The organism is Klebsiella sp. D5A, assembly GCF_001620885.1.
Lineage (GTDB): Bacteria > Pseudomonadota > Gammaproteobacteria > Enterobacterales > Enterobacteriaceae > Klebsiella > Klebsiella variicola.
Map to the genome: position 1 here is coordinate 103,907 of NZ_LOAR01000007.1, position 15,857 is coordinate 119,763.

14 protein-coding genes are annotated in these 15,857 nt (G+C 56.9%); 10 read left to right on the forward strand and 4 right to left on the reverse strand.

The features are described 5' to 3' along the window. Nucleotides 1–189: 189 nt before the first annotated feature. The 4 genes from paeA (at nucleotide 190) to araC (ending at nucleotide 5,891) form a co-directional block, all read left to right on the forward strand. Nucleotides 190–1,527: a polyamine export protein PaeA gene (gene paeA, locus AS136_RS11755; RefSeq protein ID WP_008807158.1), complete on the forward strand. Its 1,338-nt coding sequence runs from the start codon at nucleotides 190–192 to the stop codon at nucleotides 1,525–1,527. Nucleotides 1,528–1,727: 200 nt separating this feature from the next. Next, entirely contained in the window at nucleotides 1,728–2,960 is a 1,233-nt protein-coding gene (locus AS136_RS11760; protein WP_023323517.1) for an oligosaccharide MFS transporter, read from the forward strand. An 18-nt stretch (nucleotides 2,961–2,978) separates the two neighbouring features. Then, the gene (locus AS136_RS11765; RefSeq protein ID WP_023323516.1) at nucleotides 2,979–4,988 is read left to right on the forward strand and encodes a beta-galactosidase; all 2,010 of its coding nucleotides are present in this window, start codon (nucleotides 2,979–2,981) and stop codon (nucleotides 4,986–4,988) included. Nucleotides 4,989–5,018: 30 nt separating this feature from the next. After that, entirely contained in the window at nucleotides 5,019–5,891 is an 873-nt protein-coding gene (gene araC, locus AS136_RS11770) for an arabinose operon transcriptional regulator AraC (RefSeq protein WP_012969101.1), read from the forward strand. A gap of 61 nt (nucleotides 5,892–5,952) precedes the next feature. Here araC and AS136_RS11775 read toward each other — a convergent pair whose 3' ends face one another. Then, nucleotides 5,953–6,159: a DUF1107 domain-containing protein gene (locus tag AS136_RS11775; RefSeq protein WP_002886707.1), complete on the reverse strand. Its 207-nt coding sequence runs from the start codon at nucleotides 6,157–6,159 to the stop codon at nucleotides 5,953–5,955. A gap of 322 nt (nucleotides 6,160–6,481) precedes the next feature. On the opposite strand from AS136_RS11775, the gene AS136_RS11780 reads away from it, so the two are divergent. Beyond that, nucleotides 6,482–7,039, forward strand: coding sequence for a YtfJ family protein (locus tag AS136_RS11780; protein WP_023323515.1), 558 nt, complete (start codon nucleotides 6,482–6,484; stop codon nucleotides 7,037–7,039). On the opposite strand, the gene cysQ is transcribed toward AS136_RS11780, so the two are convergent. Continuing rightward, entirely contained in the window at nucleotides 7,029–7,772 is a 744-nt protein-coding gene (cysQ, locus tag AS136_RS11785; RefSeq protein WP_008807163.1) for a 3'(2'),5'-bisphosphate nucleotidase CysQ, read from the reverse strand. The two genes, AS136_RS11780 and cysQ, sit on opposite strands and share 11 nt — an antisense overlap. A 192-nt stretch (nucleotides 7,773–7,964) precedes the next feature. Here cysQ and cpdB point away from each other — a divergent pair, with 192 nt between their 5' ends. Then, entirely contained in the window at nucleotides 7,965–9,908 is a 1,944-nt protein-coding gene (gene cpdB, locus AS136_RS11790) for a 2',3'-cyclic-nucleotide 2'-phosphodiesterase (RefSeq protein ID WP_023323514.1), read from the forward strand. A gap of 385 nt (nucleotides 9,909–10,293) precedes the next feature. Here cpdB and AS136_RS11795 read toward each other — a convergent pair whose 3' ends face one another. Then, complete coding sequence (locus AS136_RS11795; RefSeq protein ID WP_012543100.1) at nucleotides 10,294–10,665, reverse strand: winged helix-turn-helix transcriptional regulator; 372 nt, start codon at nucleotides 10,663–10,665, stop codon at nucleotides 10,294–10,296. A gap of 90 nt (nucleotides 10,666–10,755) precedes the next feature. Between AS136_RS11795 and AS136_RS11800 the strand changes: the two genes are divergently transcribed. From AS136_RS11800 to ytfE, 4 genes are all read left to right on the forward strand, one after another. After that, nucleotides 10,756–11,604: an SDR family oxidoreductase gene (locus AS136_RS11800; protein WP_008807166.1), complete on the forward strand. Its 849-nt coding sequence runs from the start codon at nucleotides 10,756–10,758 to the stop codon at nucleotides 11,602–11,604. A 77-nt stretch (nucleotides 11,605–11,681) separates the two neighbouring features. Continuing rightward, the gene (locus AS136_RS11805) at nucleotides 11,682–12,506 is read left to right on the forward strand and encodes an AraC family transcriptional regulator (RefSeq protein WP_012969104.1); all 825 of its coding nucleotides are present in this window, start codon (nucleotides 11,682–11,684) and stop codon (nucleotides 12,504–12,506) included. A gap of 75 nt (nucleotides 12,507–12,581) precedes the next feature. After that, complete coding sequence (locus tag AS136_RS11810) at nucleotides 12,582–13,553, forward strand: DMT family transporter (RefSeq protein WP_023323512.1); 972 nt, start codon at nucleotides 12,582–12,584, stop codon at nucleotides 13,551–13,553. A gap of 82 nt (nucleotides 13,554–13,635) precedes the next feature. Beyond that, nucleotides 13,636–14,298 carry an iron-sulfur cluster repair protein YtfE gene (gene ytfE / locus AS136_RS11815; RefSeq protein ID WP_012543104.1) on the forward strand — a complete coding sequence of 221 codons (663 nt, stop codon included), beginning with the start codon at nucleotides 13,636–13,638 and terminating at the stop codon, nucleotides 14,296–14,298. Nucleotides 14,299–14,361: 63 nt separating this feature from the next. Here the strand turns inward: ytfE and cycA are convergent, their stop codons facing one another. Further along, complete coding sequence (cycA, locus tag AS136_RS11820; protein WP_023323511.1) at nucleotides 14,362–15,765, reverse strand: D-serine/D-alanine/glycine transporter; 1,404 nt, start codon at nucleotides 15,763–15,765, stop codon at nucleotides 14,362–14,364. Nucleotides 15,766–15,857 lie beyond the last annotated feature (92 nt).

Below are 15,857 nucleotides of genomic sequence, written 5' to 3' on the forward strand. Positions count from 1 at the left end.
TGACGCGTGGCGGAGAGATAACCGCGTAATTAACAATGATTAATCAATGCTCTGGCGATTTTGCTGACTGTTACGCTATACTACCTTCTGAAATTGCCAGCCCACGCCTGTGGGCGGGTGTTCAAGTAGCTTCCTTATAGTTCGATCAACTTCCCTTCCGAGGATCTGACCTCAACGGTCAGAAAAGATATGTTAAACAGTATTTTAGTAATACTCTGTCTGATAGCCGTCAGTGCCTTTTTTTCGATATCGGAAATCTCACTGGCCGCCTCACGTAAAATCAAACTGAAACTGCTGGCCGATGAAGGCAACGTCAACGCACAGCGCGTGCTGAAGATGCAGGAGAACCCGGGCACCTTCTTTACCGTCGTGCAAATCGGCCTCAATGCCGTCGCCATTCTTGGCGGTATCGTGGGCGACGCGGCCTTCTCCCCGGCGTTTCATAGCCTGCTCAGCGGGTATATGTCGCCGGAGCTGTCCGAGCAGCTGAGCTTCATCATCTCTTTTACCCTGGTCACCAGCTTGTTCATCCTGTTTGCTGACCTGACTCCGAAACGCATCGGTATGATTGCGCCCGAAACCGTGGCTCTGCGCATCATCAACCCGATGCGCTTCTGCCTGTTAGTCTTCCGCCCGCTGGTGTGGTTGTTTAACGGCATGGCCAACATGATCTTCCGCATCTTCAAACTGCCGATGGTGCGTAAAGACGATATTACTTCCGACGATATCTATGCCGTCGTTGAAGCCGGCGCGCTGGCCGGGGTGCTGCGCAAGCAGGAGCACGAGCTGATTGAGAACGTGTTCGAGCTGGAGTCCCGTACCGTTCCTTCCTCCATGACCTCGCGCGAAAACGTCATTTGGTTTGATTTACACGAAGACGAGCAGAGCCTGAAAAATAAAGTGGCCGAACATCCACACTCGAAATTCCTCGTCTGTAATGAAGATATCGACCACATTATCGGTTACGTCGATTCAAAAGATCTGCTGAACCGCGTACTGGCCAACCAGAGCCTGGTCCTGACCGGCGGCGTGCAGATCCGCAACACGCTGATCGTGCCGGATACCCTAACCCTGTCAGAAGCGCTGGAAAGCTTCAAAACCGCCGGCGAAGATTTCGCGGTGATCATGAATGAATACGCGCTGGTCGTCGGGATCATCACCCTCAACGACGTCATGACCACCCTGATGGGCGACCTCGTCGGCCAGGGGCTGGAAGAGCAGATCGTCGCCCGCGATGAAAACTCGTGGCTAATCGATGGCGGTACGCCGATTGATGACGTGATGCGTGTGCTGGATATCGACGAGTTCCCGCAGTCCGGGAATTACGAGACCATCGGCGGCTTTATGATGTTTATGCTGCGTAAAATCCCGAAACGCACCGACGCGGTGAAGTTCTCCGGGTATAAGTTCGAGGTCGTGGATATCGATAACTACCGGATCGACCAGCTGCTGGTGACCCGTATCGATAACAAGCCAACGGTGCTGGTGCCCAAGCAGGCCGAAGCGGCGGAAAGCCAGAACGCCTGAGCCTGACCTTTTCTCTCTCAAGGGCGGATAACCATCCGCCCTTTTTTTATGTCCCGAATGTGAAGCGGCTCACGCCCCTCTGCCGATAGCAGATTACTCCTGCTCGATAGCGGAACGTTCATGACTCCTCGCCACGCAAAAAGGTAACGTTGCCCGCGTCTACACGATCATATTCCTGAATAAAGGAAGCGAGGGTTACCATGATAACGTCAAATAAAAATTACTTTATCAGCTGTCTGTTTTTCCTGTTCTTCTTTATAGGCTGGGGATGCTGCTACCCCTATTTATCACTGTGGTTAACGGAAACCATCGGCATCAATTATACGGACGTCGGTCTGGTCTATTCCTTTACCGCTATTGTCGCCGTCTGCGTTCAGCCGTTATTCGGCTTCATCTCCGATAAACTGGTATATCGTAAAAATCTGATGTGGATGCTGGCGATTATAATCACGTTATTCGCCCCTTATTGGATCTATGTCTTTGCTCCCCTGTTAAAAATAAATGTGTTCCTCGGCGCGCTGGCTGGCGGCCTTTATATTGGCATGGCCTACGGCGCAGGCTGCGGGGTTTGCGAAGCCTACATTGATAAAGTCAGCCGCGCTTCCGGTTTCGAATTTGGCCGGGCGCGGATGTTCGGCGGCATCGGCGCCGCGATCGGCACCTTTGCGGCAGGAAAACTCTACGGCATTGATCAGAATATGATTTTCTGGTTGGCCAGCGGCGCAGGCGTCTGCCTGCTGGTCATTGTCTGGAAAATGCAGATCAGCGCCCACCCGCAGCAGGGATTGCTGTCTGGCAAAGCCTCGCCGGTTACCCTCCGCGATGCCGTCTCGCTGTTAAAAATTAAAAAATTCTGGTTCTTCGCCCTCTATGTCATTGGCGTCGGGGCGGTCTATGAAACCTATGACCAGCAGTTCGCTATCTATTACAGCCATTTCTTTGAGAGTAAAGCCCGGGGTGCAGAAGTCTTCGGTTATTTAACCACGGGTCAGATTTTCCTTGATGCCATCGTGATGTTCTTTGCGCCATGGTTTGTGAATAAAATCGGCCCGAAAAATGCGCTGTTATACTGCGGGCTGATTATGAGCTTGCGCATTATCGGCTCCGCATGGGCTATTGGCCCGGTATCCATCAGCCTGATTAAACTCCTCCACGGCTTTGAAAGCTCGGTGCTCCTCGTCGCGGCGCTAAAATATATTACCGCTAACTTTAACCCTCTGCTGTCAGCGACCGTTTACTTAATTGGCTTCCAGTTTTCGAAAAGCTTTAGCTCTATTTTTCTCTCGACCGGTATCGGCCATATGTACCAGAGCATGGGCTTTACCAGCAGTTATATCGTACTCGGCGGTATCGCTCTGTGCTTCACGCTCATTTCTTTTATTACGCTGGATAAAGCGCGTGTCTTCGCTTCACAACCGGTGCCCGCGAATTAATGTCAGGAGGTAGTGTGTATGTCTCATTTATTTTATGGCGTGGCGTATTACGATGAATATATGCCGGAAGATCGGCTGGCTAAGGATATCGCCTTAATGCGCGAAACCGGCATTAACGTGGTGCGTATTGCCGAGTCCACCTGGAGTACGCTGGAGCCTGAAGAGGGCCATTACAATTTCTACCATATCGACCGGGTGCTGGAGGCGATGCATGAGGCCGGCATTGCGGTCATCGTCGGGACGCCGACCTATGCGGTACCGGCCTGGCTGGCGGCGAAACATCCCGATATTCTGGTCACCACCGTCGCGGGGCAGCAAAAATATGGCCCGCGGCAGATCATGGATATCGTCAATCCGACCTTTCGCCGCTATGCCGAAAAAATTATCCGCACGCTGATGGCCCATGTGCAGCAGCATCCGGCGATTATCGGCTGGCAACTGGATAACGAAACCAAGCATTTCGACAATATTGGCCGCTATATGCAGGAGGGCTTCGTGCGCAGCCTGCAGGAGAAATATCCTGACCTCCGGCAGCTGAATCGCGATTTCGGCCTGGATTACTGGAGCAACCGCATTGACCGCTGGCAGGATTTTCCGCCGGTGGAAAACACCATCAACGCCAGCCTCGCCTGCGCCTTCTCCCGCTATCAGCGTCAGCAGGTCACCGAGTATCTGGCCTGGCAGGCGGCCATCGTTCGGGAATACGCCCAGCCGCACCAGTTCGTCACCCACAACTTCGATTTCGAATGGCGCGGTTACTCTTACGGCGTGCAGCCGCGGGTCGACCATTTTGCGGCGGCGCAGGCGCTGGATATCGCCGGCGTCGATATCTATCACCCGAGCCAGGCGCACCTGACCGGGCGGGAAATCGCCTTTGGCGGCGCCATCACCCGCTCGCTTAAGCCGGGTCAGAACTACTTCGTACTGGAAACCCAGGCTCAGGGCTTCGCCCAGTGGACCCCCTTCCCGGGCCAGCTACGCCTGCAGGCATTCAGCCATATCGCCTCCGGCGCCGCCATGGTCTCCTACTGGCACTGGCATTCGATTCATAACGCCTTCGAAACCTACTGGAAGGGGCTGCTCAGCCACGACTTCTCGCGCAACCCAACCTGGCAGGAAGCCACCACCATCGGCGCCGATTTCGCCCGCCTGTCGCCGCAGCTGGCGGAGCTGAAGGCCGAAAATGACGTCGCGTTGCTAATAAGCAATGAGGCGATGGACGCCCTCAATCACTTCCGTCCCGGCGATGCCGAGGGCAACATTTATAACGATATCTTCCGCCGCTTCCACGATGCGCTGTATGACCACAATATCAGCCTCGACATCATCCACGATGTGAACGAGGAAACCTCGCGCTACCGGGTACTGCTCGTTCCTGGTCTGTACGCCGCCGATGATGGCCTGCTAACACGGATTAACGACTATATCGCCCGGGGCGGCAGAGCGCTGATCGGCTTTAAATCAGGCTTTAGCGATGAAAATGTCAAGGTGCGCAACAGCGCGCAGCCGGGGATTTTGCGCCAGAGCTGCGGCGTCAGCTACAGCCAGTTCACCCTGCCGGAAGGGACGACGGTAAGCTCATGCTGCGCAGAGATTGATTGCCGCAATGATAATCAGGCTGAGCTGTGGATGGAATTGCTGACGCCCGATGGCGGAACCCGCACACTGCTGCGCTATCAGCATCCGGCATGGGGCGAATACGCCGCCGCAACGGCGGCGGATTACGGTCAGGGACGCGCCCTGTACGTTGGCTTCCTGCCGCACAAGCGCCTGATTAGCCAGCTGTTTGATGTCCTGACGGCGGATCTCACGCTGAACTCGCGAACTTCCGCCTATCGCTATCCGTTAGTGGTTAAAAAGATGCGTAACCGAGCCGGAAATACTATCCACTTCCTGTTCAATTACTCCGGCGAGGCGCTGGATGTTGTCAGCGAGACCGCGGGTACCGCGCTGCTGAGCGGGGAGGCTGTAGACGTCGGCCAGCCGTTGCGCCTCAGGGCCTGGGAATTTACTATCATCGAAAGCTAACGACGCGGCGGCGCCCAGGTGGGAGAAAGAATGGAACTGGATATCAATGAGCTACTCAATTTCTCGCCATTGATGAAGACCTTTACCTTCAATGCCTGGGTCGTCGCAGGCTTCACGCCGATTACCCGCGGCTCCACGCTGGACTACTACATTAATCGCCCGCAGGGGATGAAAGGTTACATCATTAATCTGACCCTGCGCGGCCAGGCGCGGGCGAAAGCGGGCGATGGCTTCCTGCTGTGCCGGGAAAACGATCTGTTGCTGTTTCCTCCCGGCGTGCCCCATCATTACGGCAGGGACGAACACAGCGAGTACTGGGACCATCTGTGGATCTACTTTATCCCCCGCCCCTACTGGATAGACTGGCTAAAGTGGGACCAAACCACCCACGGTATCGGCAAAACAACCATTAACGATCCCGACCAGCTCCAGCAGCTGCGCGATCTTTTCTACGAAGTAATACGCCACCACTCTGCGTCCGTACCGCTGTCAGAAGCGCTGGCAATGAACGCGCTGGAGAGATTAATTCTCCGCTGTTTTCAGCAGCAGCCCATTAGCAACCGCCATGCCCACGACCCACGGATTAACGCCATCTGCGACTATCTTAACGCCCATATTGCGCAGGAGGTAAAAATCGAGACCCTGGCGGCGATGGTGTTTATCTCCCCTTCACGTCTGGCGCACCTTTTCAAAAATGAACTGGGGCAAACGGTCTATGCGTGGCGGGAAACACAGCGCATCAACCGCGCCAGGTGGCTTATTCAGAGCACCTCGCTCCCACTAAACAAAATTGCTTTATCGGTGGGTTACAGCGATCCGGTCTATTTCACCCGCCTTTTTCGTAAACATAACGGAGTCCCACCGGGCGAATATCGCAAACGCTATGCGGAAATGAAGGGCTAAAAACATCAACGGCTCCCATCGGGAGCCGTCTTTTACCTACTACGTACTGCTACGTTTCAGGTTATGCCATCTCAGTTTGCAGACGCAACACCTGACGATTGACTTCGGACATCACTGACAGATGCAGCTTGTCCTTGACCTTCGGGATAAGGATTTTGCCCTTATCAAATTCAAATGCGCCAACGTCCTTGATGTACAACCGTCCACGAAACAGGATCTTCACGTACTTCGCCACTTGCAGCGGATTGTAGCGTTGGAAAATTTTCATTCTTCTCTCCTGCCAGGGTTACGCTCCTGTGGTGCCACAGTTAGCCCACGTATCGGGAGCGCAAATTTTAATGCCCTAAAACTATAGTCCAGAATCTCAGAGGGACCCAGTGTGTATAAGTTTATTTACCGTTTGATGACAATAATTCAGAATTTTCGTTTCGGACATACGATGAAGTAAGTATAAGTCGCCATTTTTCTACTAATTTGTGCGTCAACACGCAAACTGGCATCCTCATTGCGGGTAATCGCCGCCAATCGCACTTATGATTAAACGAGACCAAGTGGTCGGATCACCTGCATAAAAATGATAAGGATTACGCATGACCCTACGTAGCATACTGGCCGCCTCGTTACTGCTTCTCCCGCTGCTGGCCACAGCGCATAACTTCGTCGACGGCCAGCGTGTGGCGCCGGTCGGCGTCGCGGATCGGGGAGAACTCATTCTGGATAAGGATAAGTTTAGCTATAAAAACTGGAACAGCTCGCAGCTGGTGGGAAAAGTGCGAGTTATCCAGCACATTGCCGGTCGCTCGTCAGCCAAAGAGAAAAATGCCAACCTGATCGAGGCGATTAAAGCGGCAGGTTTCCCGCACGATCGTTACCAGACTACCACCATCGTTAACACCGACGATGCCATTCCGGGCACCGGCATGTTCGTGCGCAGCAGCATTGAGAGTAATAAAAAGCTTTTTCCATGGTCGCAGTTTATCGTCGACAGCAACGGGCTGGTGCATAAAGCCTGGCAACTGGACGAGAAGAGTTCCGCGATCGTGGTGCTGGATAAGGACGGTCGCGTAAAGTGGGCCAAAGACGGTGCGCTGACCCAGCAGGAGGTGCAGCAGGTCATCGACCTGCTGCATAAATTGCTTAATAAATAGAGACCCGGAAGCCTGGGTTGAGGAAGGATTCACGCGGCGTGTAGTCGAGGGTTTTGCCCTGCCAGTCGTGAACATGCGCCCCGGCGGCCACCGCGACCGCGTGGCCGGCGGCAGTGTCCCAGGTGCTGGTCGGCCCGAAGCGCGGATAGAGCTGGGCCTGGCCTTCCGCCACCAGGCAGAACTTCAGCGAAGATCCGATAGAAGTGGTTTGATGCTCGCCCAGTTGCTCAAGATACTCCTGCAGCTCCGGATCGTTACCGTGAGAGCGACTGATCACCACCAGCGGCGGACGGGCATCGCGGACCTGGATCTGCTTGCGCACCCCGCACTCTTCTTTCCACGCTTTGCCTTTTTCCGCGCTGTACATCACCTTCATCACCGGGGCATAGACCACGCCCAGCGTCGGCTTGCCGTTTTCAATCAGCGCGATATTGACGGTGAATTCGCCGTTACGCTTAATAAACTCTTTGGTGCCGTCCAGCGGGTCGACCAGCCAGTAGCGCTGCCAGTGCTGGCGCACTTCCCAGGACGGCGGGTCCTCCTCGGAGAGGATCGGGGTATCAGGATCCAGCGCCTGCAGGCCACTGACAATGACTTTATGCGCTGCGATATCCGCCGCCGTGACCGGAGAATCATCTTTCTTGCTGGCGACGTTGATCGGCTGGTTTCCATCGTAGACTTCCATGATGGCATCGCCCGCGTTCCGTGCAAGCTGACATACTTGTTCTAACATTCTCCACCTCGTCTGGTTACAGTGGCGTTAACTCGTTGTTTTATTTATATCGCATCACCGCGAGTTCCGCTATCTGTGATAACGATGGCGGTTTCTATGCCCGCTTTTCTGGCAAGATTCACATTTCTGTAAGCAACAGAATATAAATACATTTTCTACTGTGCTATCGCTCATAAAAAAAGGACGCCTCTGATGATTAAGTTTAGCGCAACGCTCCTGGCCACGCTGATCGCCGCCAGCGTCAACGCCGCGACGGTCGACCTGCGGATCATGGAAACCACCGATCTGCACAGCAATATGATGGACTTTGACTATTACAAAGATGCCGCCACGGAGAAATTCGGCCTGGTCCGTACCGCCACCCTGATCGAACAGGCGCGGGCAGAAGCGAAAAACAGCGTGCTGGTGGATAACGGGGATGTTATCCAGGGGAGCCCGTTAGGCGACTACATGGCCGCGAAAGGGTTGAAAGAAGGCGATGTGCATCCGGTGTATAAGGCGATGAATACCCTGAATTACGCCGTCGGCAACCTGGGCAACCATGAATTCAATTATGGCCTCGACTTCCTGCATAAGGCGCTGGCCGGGGCGAAATTCCCCTACGTGAACGCCAATATCATCGATGCCAAAACTGGCAAACCGATGTTTACGCCGTACCTGATCCAGGATACCCGGGTCGTGGACAGCGATGGTCAACCCCATACTCTGCGCATCGGCTATATCGGTTTTGTGCCGCCGCAGATCATGACCTGGGATAAAGCCAATCTCAGCGGTAAAGTGACGGTCAACGACATTACCGAAACCGCGCGCAAATATATCCCGGAGATGCGGGCGAAAGGGGCTGATGTGGTGGTCGTGGTCGCGCACTCCGGCCTCTCCGCCGACCCGTATCAGGCGATGGCCGAAAACTCGGTCTACTACTTAAGCCAGGTGCCCGGCGTGGACGCCATTATGTTCGGCCATGCCCACGCGGTGTTCCCGGGTAAAGACTTCGCCAACATCAAAGGCGCGGATATCGCCAAAGGAACGCTGAACGGCGTACCGGCGGTGATGCCGGGAATGTGGGGCGATCATCTCGGGGTGGTTGATCTGGTGCTGAACAACGACAGCGGCAAATGGCAGGTAACTCAGAATAGAGCGGAAGCGCGGCCAATCTATGACGCGGTGGCGAAGAAATCGCTGGCGGCCGAAGACGGCAAGCTGGTGGCGGTGCTGAAAGCCGACCACGACGCCACTCGCGAATTCGTCAGCAAGCCGATCGGCAAGTCCGCCGACAACATGTACAGCTATCTGGCGCTGGTGCAGGACGACCCGACGGTGCAGGTGGTCAACATGGCGCAGAAAGCCTATGTAGAACACTATATTCAGGGCGACCCGGATCTGGCGAAGCTGCCGGTGCTCTCCGCCGCCGCGCCGTTTAAAGTCGGCGGACGTAAAAACGATCCGGCGAGCTTTGTCGAAGTGGAGAAAGGTCAGCTCACCTTCCGCAATGCCGCCGACCTCTATCTCTACCCCAACACCCTGGTGGTGATGAAGGTCAGCGGGAAAGAGGTCAAGGAGTGGCTGGAGTGCTCCGCCGGACAGTTTAACCAGATCGATCCCGCCAGCAGCAAGCCGCAGTCGCTGATCAACTGGGACGGCTTCCGCACCTATAACTTCGACGTCATTGACGGGGTGAACTACCAGATTGACGTCACCCAGCCGGCCCGCTACGACGGCGAATGTCAGATGATCCATCCGCAGGCAGAGCGTATTAAGCACCTGACCTTTAACGGTAAACCTGTCGATCCGCAGGCCACTTTCCTGGTCGCGACCAATAACTATCGCGCTTACGGCGGCAAATTCGCCGGCACCGGTGAGAGCCATATCGCCTTTGCCTCACCGGATGAAAACCGTTCAGTGCTGGCGGCGTGGATAGGCGCGCAATCGAAGAAGGATGGCGCGATCCATCCGGCGGCGGATAACAACTGGCGTCTGGCGCCGATCCACAGCAACACGCCGTTGGATATTCGTTTTGAGACCTCGCCAGGCGACAAAGCCGCGGCGTTTATCAAAGAGAAAGCACAGTATCCAATGCGCCAGGTGGCCACCGATGATATCGGCTTCGCCATTTATCAGCTGGATTTGAGCAAGTAATGCCTGTTCCCCGATGGCGCTGCGCTTACCGGGGCTACAAACCGGGGCTGACGGGTAGCCCGGATAAGGCGCCAGCCGCTATCCGGGTACATCTCCCCGGTGCCGCTGCGCTTACCGGGGCTACAAACCGGGGCTGACGGGTAGCCCGGATAAGGCGCCAGCCGTTATCCGAGTACATCTCCCCGGTGGCGCTGCGCTTACCGGGGCTACAAACCGGAGCTGACGGGTAGCCCGGATAAGGCGCCAGCCGCTATCCGGGAATATCTCCCCGGTGGCGCTGCGCTTACCGGGGCTACAAACCGAGGCTGACGGGTAGCCCGGATAAGGCGCCAGCCGCTATCCGGGTACATCTCCCCGGTGGCGGGGCTACAGGAGTGATACATTTTCACTCCCCGTGGTTAGCCAACACCGCAGGCAGATTGCTCTCGATCCAGTCCGCCAGCGCCGCCACTTTCTCGCTCACCTGCAGGCCGAGCGGCGTCAGGCTATATTCAACGTGTGGCGGCACCACCGGATAAGAGACGCGGTCGATAAAACCATCCTGCTCCAGGGCCTGCAGCGACTGCGCCAGCATCTTTTCGCTGACCCCGCCCATTTTGCGGCGCAGATCGCTGAAGCGATGGGTCCCCTCGCGCAGCGCCACCAGAATCAACACGCCCCAGCGACTGGTGACATGTTTAAGCACATCGCGCGACGGGCACTGTTCCGCAAACAGGTTGCCGTTGCGCAGTTTCTCGCTCAGCGTCGGTTCGGCCATTTTCACACTTACCTTTTTGTACGTACTTACTAAAAGTTAGTTAAGGTGTTAGCTTACCACAACTGCCACTAAACACGAAGGAGAAGACCCATGATCGCCCTTACCGGTGCCACCGGCCAGCTTGGCCACTACGTTCTGCAAGACCTGTTAAAAACCGTCCCTGCCAGCCAGATTGTGGCGATTGTCCGCAACCCGGCCAAAGCCCAGTCCCTCAGCCAGCAGGGCGTCGTTGTCCGTCAGGCCGACTATAGCGACGAAGCGGCACTGACCGCCGCGCTGCAGGGCGTGGATAAACTGCTGTTAATCTCCTCCAGCGAAGTCGGTCAGCGCGCCGTTCAGCACCGCAACGTCATCAACGCCGCCAAAGCCGCTGGGGTGACATTCATCGCCTACACCAGCCTGCTGCACGCCGACACCTCGCCGCTGGGCCTGGCCGCAGAGCATATTGAAACCGAGCAGATGCTGGCCGACTCTGGTATCGCTTACGCCCTGCTGCGCAATGGCTGGTATACCGAAAACTATCTGGCCAGCGCACCGCCGGCGCTGGAGCATGGCGTGTTTATCGGTGCCGCCGGCGAGGGTAAAATTGCCTCCGCCACCCGCGCGGATTATGCCGCCGCTGCCGCCCGCGTTATCGCTGGTGAAGGCCATGAAGGGAAGATTTACGAACTGGCGGGTGATAACGCCTGGACGCTGAGCGACCTGGCTGCTGAGCTGAGCACGCAAAGCGGAAAAAACGTGGTCTACCAGAACCTCAGCGAAGCCGATTTCGCCGCCGCGCTGAAAAGCGTCGGTCTGCCGGCGGGTCTGGCGGATATGCTGGCGGATTCCGATGTCGGCGCGTCGAAAGGCGGGCTGTTTGACGACAGCCGCACCCTGAGTACGCTGATCGGCCGTCCGACCACCTCCCTTGCTGAAAGCGTGAAAGGCATTCTGTAACCACCCCTCTCAGCTTTTGCGGTTGCGTCCCGGCGGTTCCTCTCTCATATTGAAGGGATAACCGTCGGGAGGCAGGCATGCAGGGCGTACCACCCCAATTTAGTGATGAAAAAGACCGCGCGCGCTTTCGCCATCTCGAACAGCTGCCCGGGGTGGAGCTCTACCACGCCCATATCTCCCGCTACGCCTTTGAACCCCATACCCACGAAGCCTTCGGCATCGGCGTGATTGAGCAAGGCGCTGAACGCTTTCGCTACCGCGGCAGCCAGCATATCGCCGCCGCGAACGCCATTGTCACCATGAATCCCGACGAGCTGCATACCGGCGAAGCGGAAACCGCTGACGGCTGGCGCTACCGGATGATTTATCTGGAGCCGGACCGTCTGGAAGCCATCACCGGGGTACGCGACTGGTGGTTCAGCGAGGTGGTCCGCGAGGATCCCCTGCGTTCCCGACAGATTGGCCAGCTGATTTATGGCCTGTGGCATAGCGACGATCCGCTGGCCCAGCAGGGAATGCTGCTCGACCTCATCGACGCCTTCCGCCCTCTGGCCCACCATGCCTCTGCGCAGGGTGAGGCCGGGCATCGCTTCGACCGCGTGCGCGACTACCTGCACGATAACTATATGCGCCCCATCACCCTCGACGAGCTGGCGCAGGTGGCGGCGCTTAGCCCGTACCACTTTCAGCGCCAGTTTAAAGCCCACTATCACGTGACACCCCATCAGATGCTGATGGCCATCCGTCTGTGGCGCGCCAAGGCATTTCTCACCCACGGTATGCCCGCCGCCGAAGTGGCGATAGCCGTCGGCCTCACCGACCAGTCCCACCTGACCCGCGCCTTCACCCTGCGTTACGGCATTACGCCGGTGCGCTATCAGAAGCAGGTCGCCAGGCGCTAATGCGCAATCTCATACAATATTCCTGCCCGGCCCCCTTCTACACTGCAGACAACTGTGATGACAACGGATGCAATGATGATTAGTGGTGTGCTGTACGCCCTGCTGGCGGGGCTGATGTGGGGATTAATTTTTGTCGGGCCTTTGCTGGTGCCAGAGTACCCGGCGATGCTGCAGTCAATGGGACGCTATCTGGCGCTGGGCCTGATCGCCCTGCCGCTGGCGTGGCTCGGACGCGCGCGTTTGCGCCAGCTGAGCCGGAACGACTGGTGGACCGCGCTGGGCCTGACGATGATGGGGAATCTTATCTATTACGTCTGCCTGGCCAGCGCCATTCAGCGCACCGGGGCGCCGGTCTCCACCATGATTATCGGCACGCTGCCGGTGGTCTTGCCGGTCTTCGCCAATCTGCTCTACAGCCAACGCGACGGAAAGCTGCCGTGGCGGCGTCTGTTTCCGGCGCTGGTCTGCATCGCCGTGGGCCTGATCTGCGTTAACGTCGCAGAACTGCGCCAGGGGCTGCCTGATTTTAGCCCGTGGCGCTACGGCTCCGGCATCGCGCTGGCGCTGGGATCGGTGGCCTGCTGGGCCTGGTATGCCCTGCGCAACGCCCGCTGGTTGCGGGAAAATCCGCATCAGCCGCCGATGATGTGGGCTACCGCTCAGGCACTGGTCACGCTTCCGGTTTCGCTGGCCGGCTATCTCGCCGCCTGCGCCTGGCTGCACGGCCAGCAGGCCGGGTTTCCCCTGCCCTTCGGCCCGCGCCCGGCGGTGTTCATTACGCTGATGCTGGCCATCGCGGTGCTCTGCTCATGGGTCGGCGCGCTGTGCTGGAATATCGCCAGCCAGCGGCTGCCGACGGTGATCCTCGGGCCGCTGATCGTCTTCGAAACTCTGGCCGGGCTGCTGTATACCTTCCTGCTGCGGCAAAGTTTACCGCCGCTGCTGACCCTGAGCGGGATCCTGTTGCTGGTGCTCGGCGTGGTCTCCGCCGTACGCGCCAGACCGGAAAAACCGATGCTGCAGCCGCTGACGGACGAAAAAAAGTAGCCAGGCCTCCTTAAGGGGTATTCCCTCGCCAAAAAGATGCATTTAAAATACATCTTATATTCCTGATGACGAGGTAACTGCTATGGCTTTCCGTGACCAACCTTTAGGCGAGCTGGCGCTGACCATCCCGCGCGCCTCCGCCCTGTTCCGTCAATACGATATGGATTACTGCTGCGGCGGCAAACAGACCCTGGCGCGCGCCGCATCGCGGAAAGCGCTGGATGTCGCGGTGATTGAAGCCGAGCTGGCGAAACTGGCCGAGCAGCCTCTTTCCCGCGACTGGCGCGCGGCGCCCCTCCCGGAGATTATTGACCACATCATCGTCCGCTATCACGACCGGCACCGCGAACAGCTGCCGGAGCTGATCCTGCAGGCCACCAAGGTTGAACGTGTGCATGCCGATAAACCGAACGTGCCGAAAGGGCTGACCAAATACCTGACCATGCTGCATCAGGAACTCTCCAGCCACATGATGAAAGAGGAGCAGATCCTGTTCCCGATGATCAAACAGGGGATGGGCGCCCAGGCCGGGGGGCCGATCAGCGTAATGGAAAGCGAGCACGATGAAGCGGGTGAACTGCTGGAGGTCATTAAGCACATCACCCATAACGTGACGCCGCCGCCGGAAGCCTGCACCACCTGGAAGGCGATGTATAACGGTATCAACGAGATGATTGACGATCTGATGGAGCACATCAGTCTGGAAAATAACGTACTGTTCCCGCGCGCCCTTGCCGGAAAATAAAAAGGCGCCCGCAGGCGCCCTCGACATTGTCCGTCTTACTTTGGCCACTCCGGGTGGCCTTTTTTATTTCGCCAGACGTTTTTTGCCGGCAAACAGCCAGCCCGCGCCCAGCAGAACAAACCACAGCGGGGTGACCATCAGCGCTTCACGGGTATCATCTTCCAGGGTCAACAGCACCAGTACGAAGACGAAGAAGGCCATACACACCCAGCACATGAATTTGCCCAGCGGCATCTTATATTTGGACTTCTCGTGCAGCTGCGGGCGCTGTTTACGGTAGACCAGATAAGAGCAGAGGATAATCGTCCAGACGAACATAAACAGGATCGCCGACACCGTGGTGATCATGGTGAACGCGGCAATCACGCTCGGGTTGACCATCAGCATGACCACACCGCCCAGCAGGCACATGCAGGAGAAGGTTAAACCCTTCGCCGGCACCGCACGCTTCGACAGCTTGGCGAACATCTTCGGCGCCTGACCATCCTGCGCCAGACCGAACAACATACGGCTGGTAGAGAACACGCCGCTGTTGGCCGAGGAGGCTGCGGAAGTCAGCACCACAAAGTTGATCAGGCTCGCCGCCGCCGGCAGGCCGACCAGCACGAACAGCTCAACGAACGGGCTCTTGCTCGGCACCACGGAGCTCCACGGCGTCACCGACATAATCACAATCAGCGCGAAGACGTAGAACATAATGATACGCAGCGGGATGGAGTTAATCGCCCGTGGCAGGGATTTCTCCGGGTCTTTGGTTTCGGCGGCGGTGGTCCCCACCAGCTCAATCCCCACGAAGGCGAACACAGCAATCTGGAAGCCGGCAAAGAAGCCGCTCAGCCCTTTCGGGAACCAGCCGCCGTCATTCCACAGATGGGCGAAAGAGGCTTCGACGCCGGTCGGCGATTTGAAATGCATCATGACCATCACCAGGCCGACGACGATTAGCGCCACAATGGCGACGATTTTGATCATCGCGAACCAGAACTCCATTTCGCCAAACATTTTGACGGTGGCCAGGTTCAGGCCCAGCAGCAGCAGGATCACCGCCAGCGAGGCGACCCAGTCGGAGAGTCCGGGAAACCAGAACTGCGCGTAGGCGGTGATCGCCACTACGTCCGCCATTCCGGTGACGACCCAACAGAACCAATAGGTCCAGCCGGTAAAGTAACCCGCCCACGGCCCCAGCAGATCGGCCGCAAAATCGCTGAAGGATTTATATTCGAGGTTCGACAGCAGTAATTCGCCCATGGCTCGCATAACGAAAAACAGCATAAAACCGATAATCATATAAACAAAAATAATAGATGGCCCGGCAAGGCTGATAGTTTTGCCAGAACCCATAAATAACCCAGTGCCGATCGCCCCGCCAATCGCAATCAGCTGAATATGTCGGTTTGTGAGATTTCGCCGTAGCGATTGTTCAGTCGGCTCCTGCTCAATAGCAGCGACTTTAACCTGATCTACCATGTGATTTCTTCCTGTTGTACCTGTCTGTGTTGTTCAGGCTCTGATGGCCCGTCGTCTGTCATTAACCCCAGCAAGGGCTAGTCGATATTAGG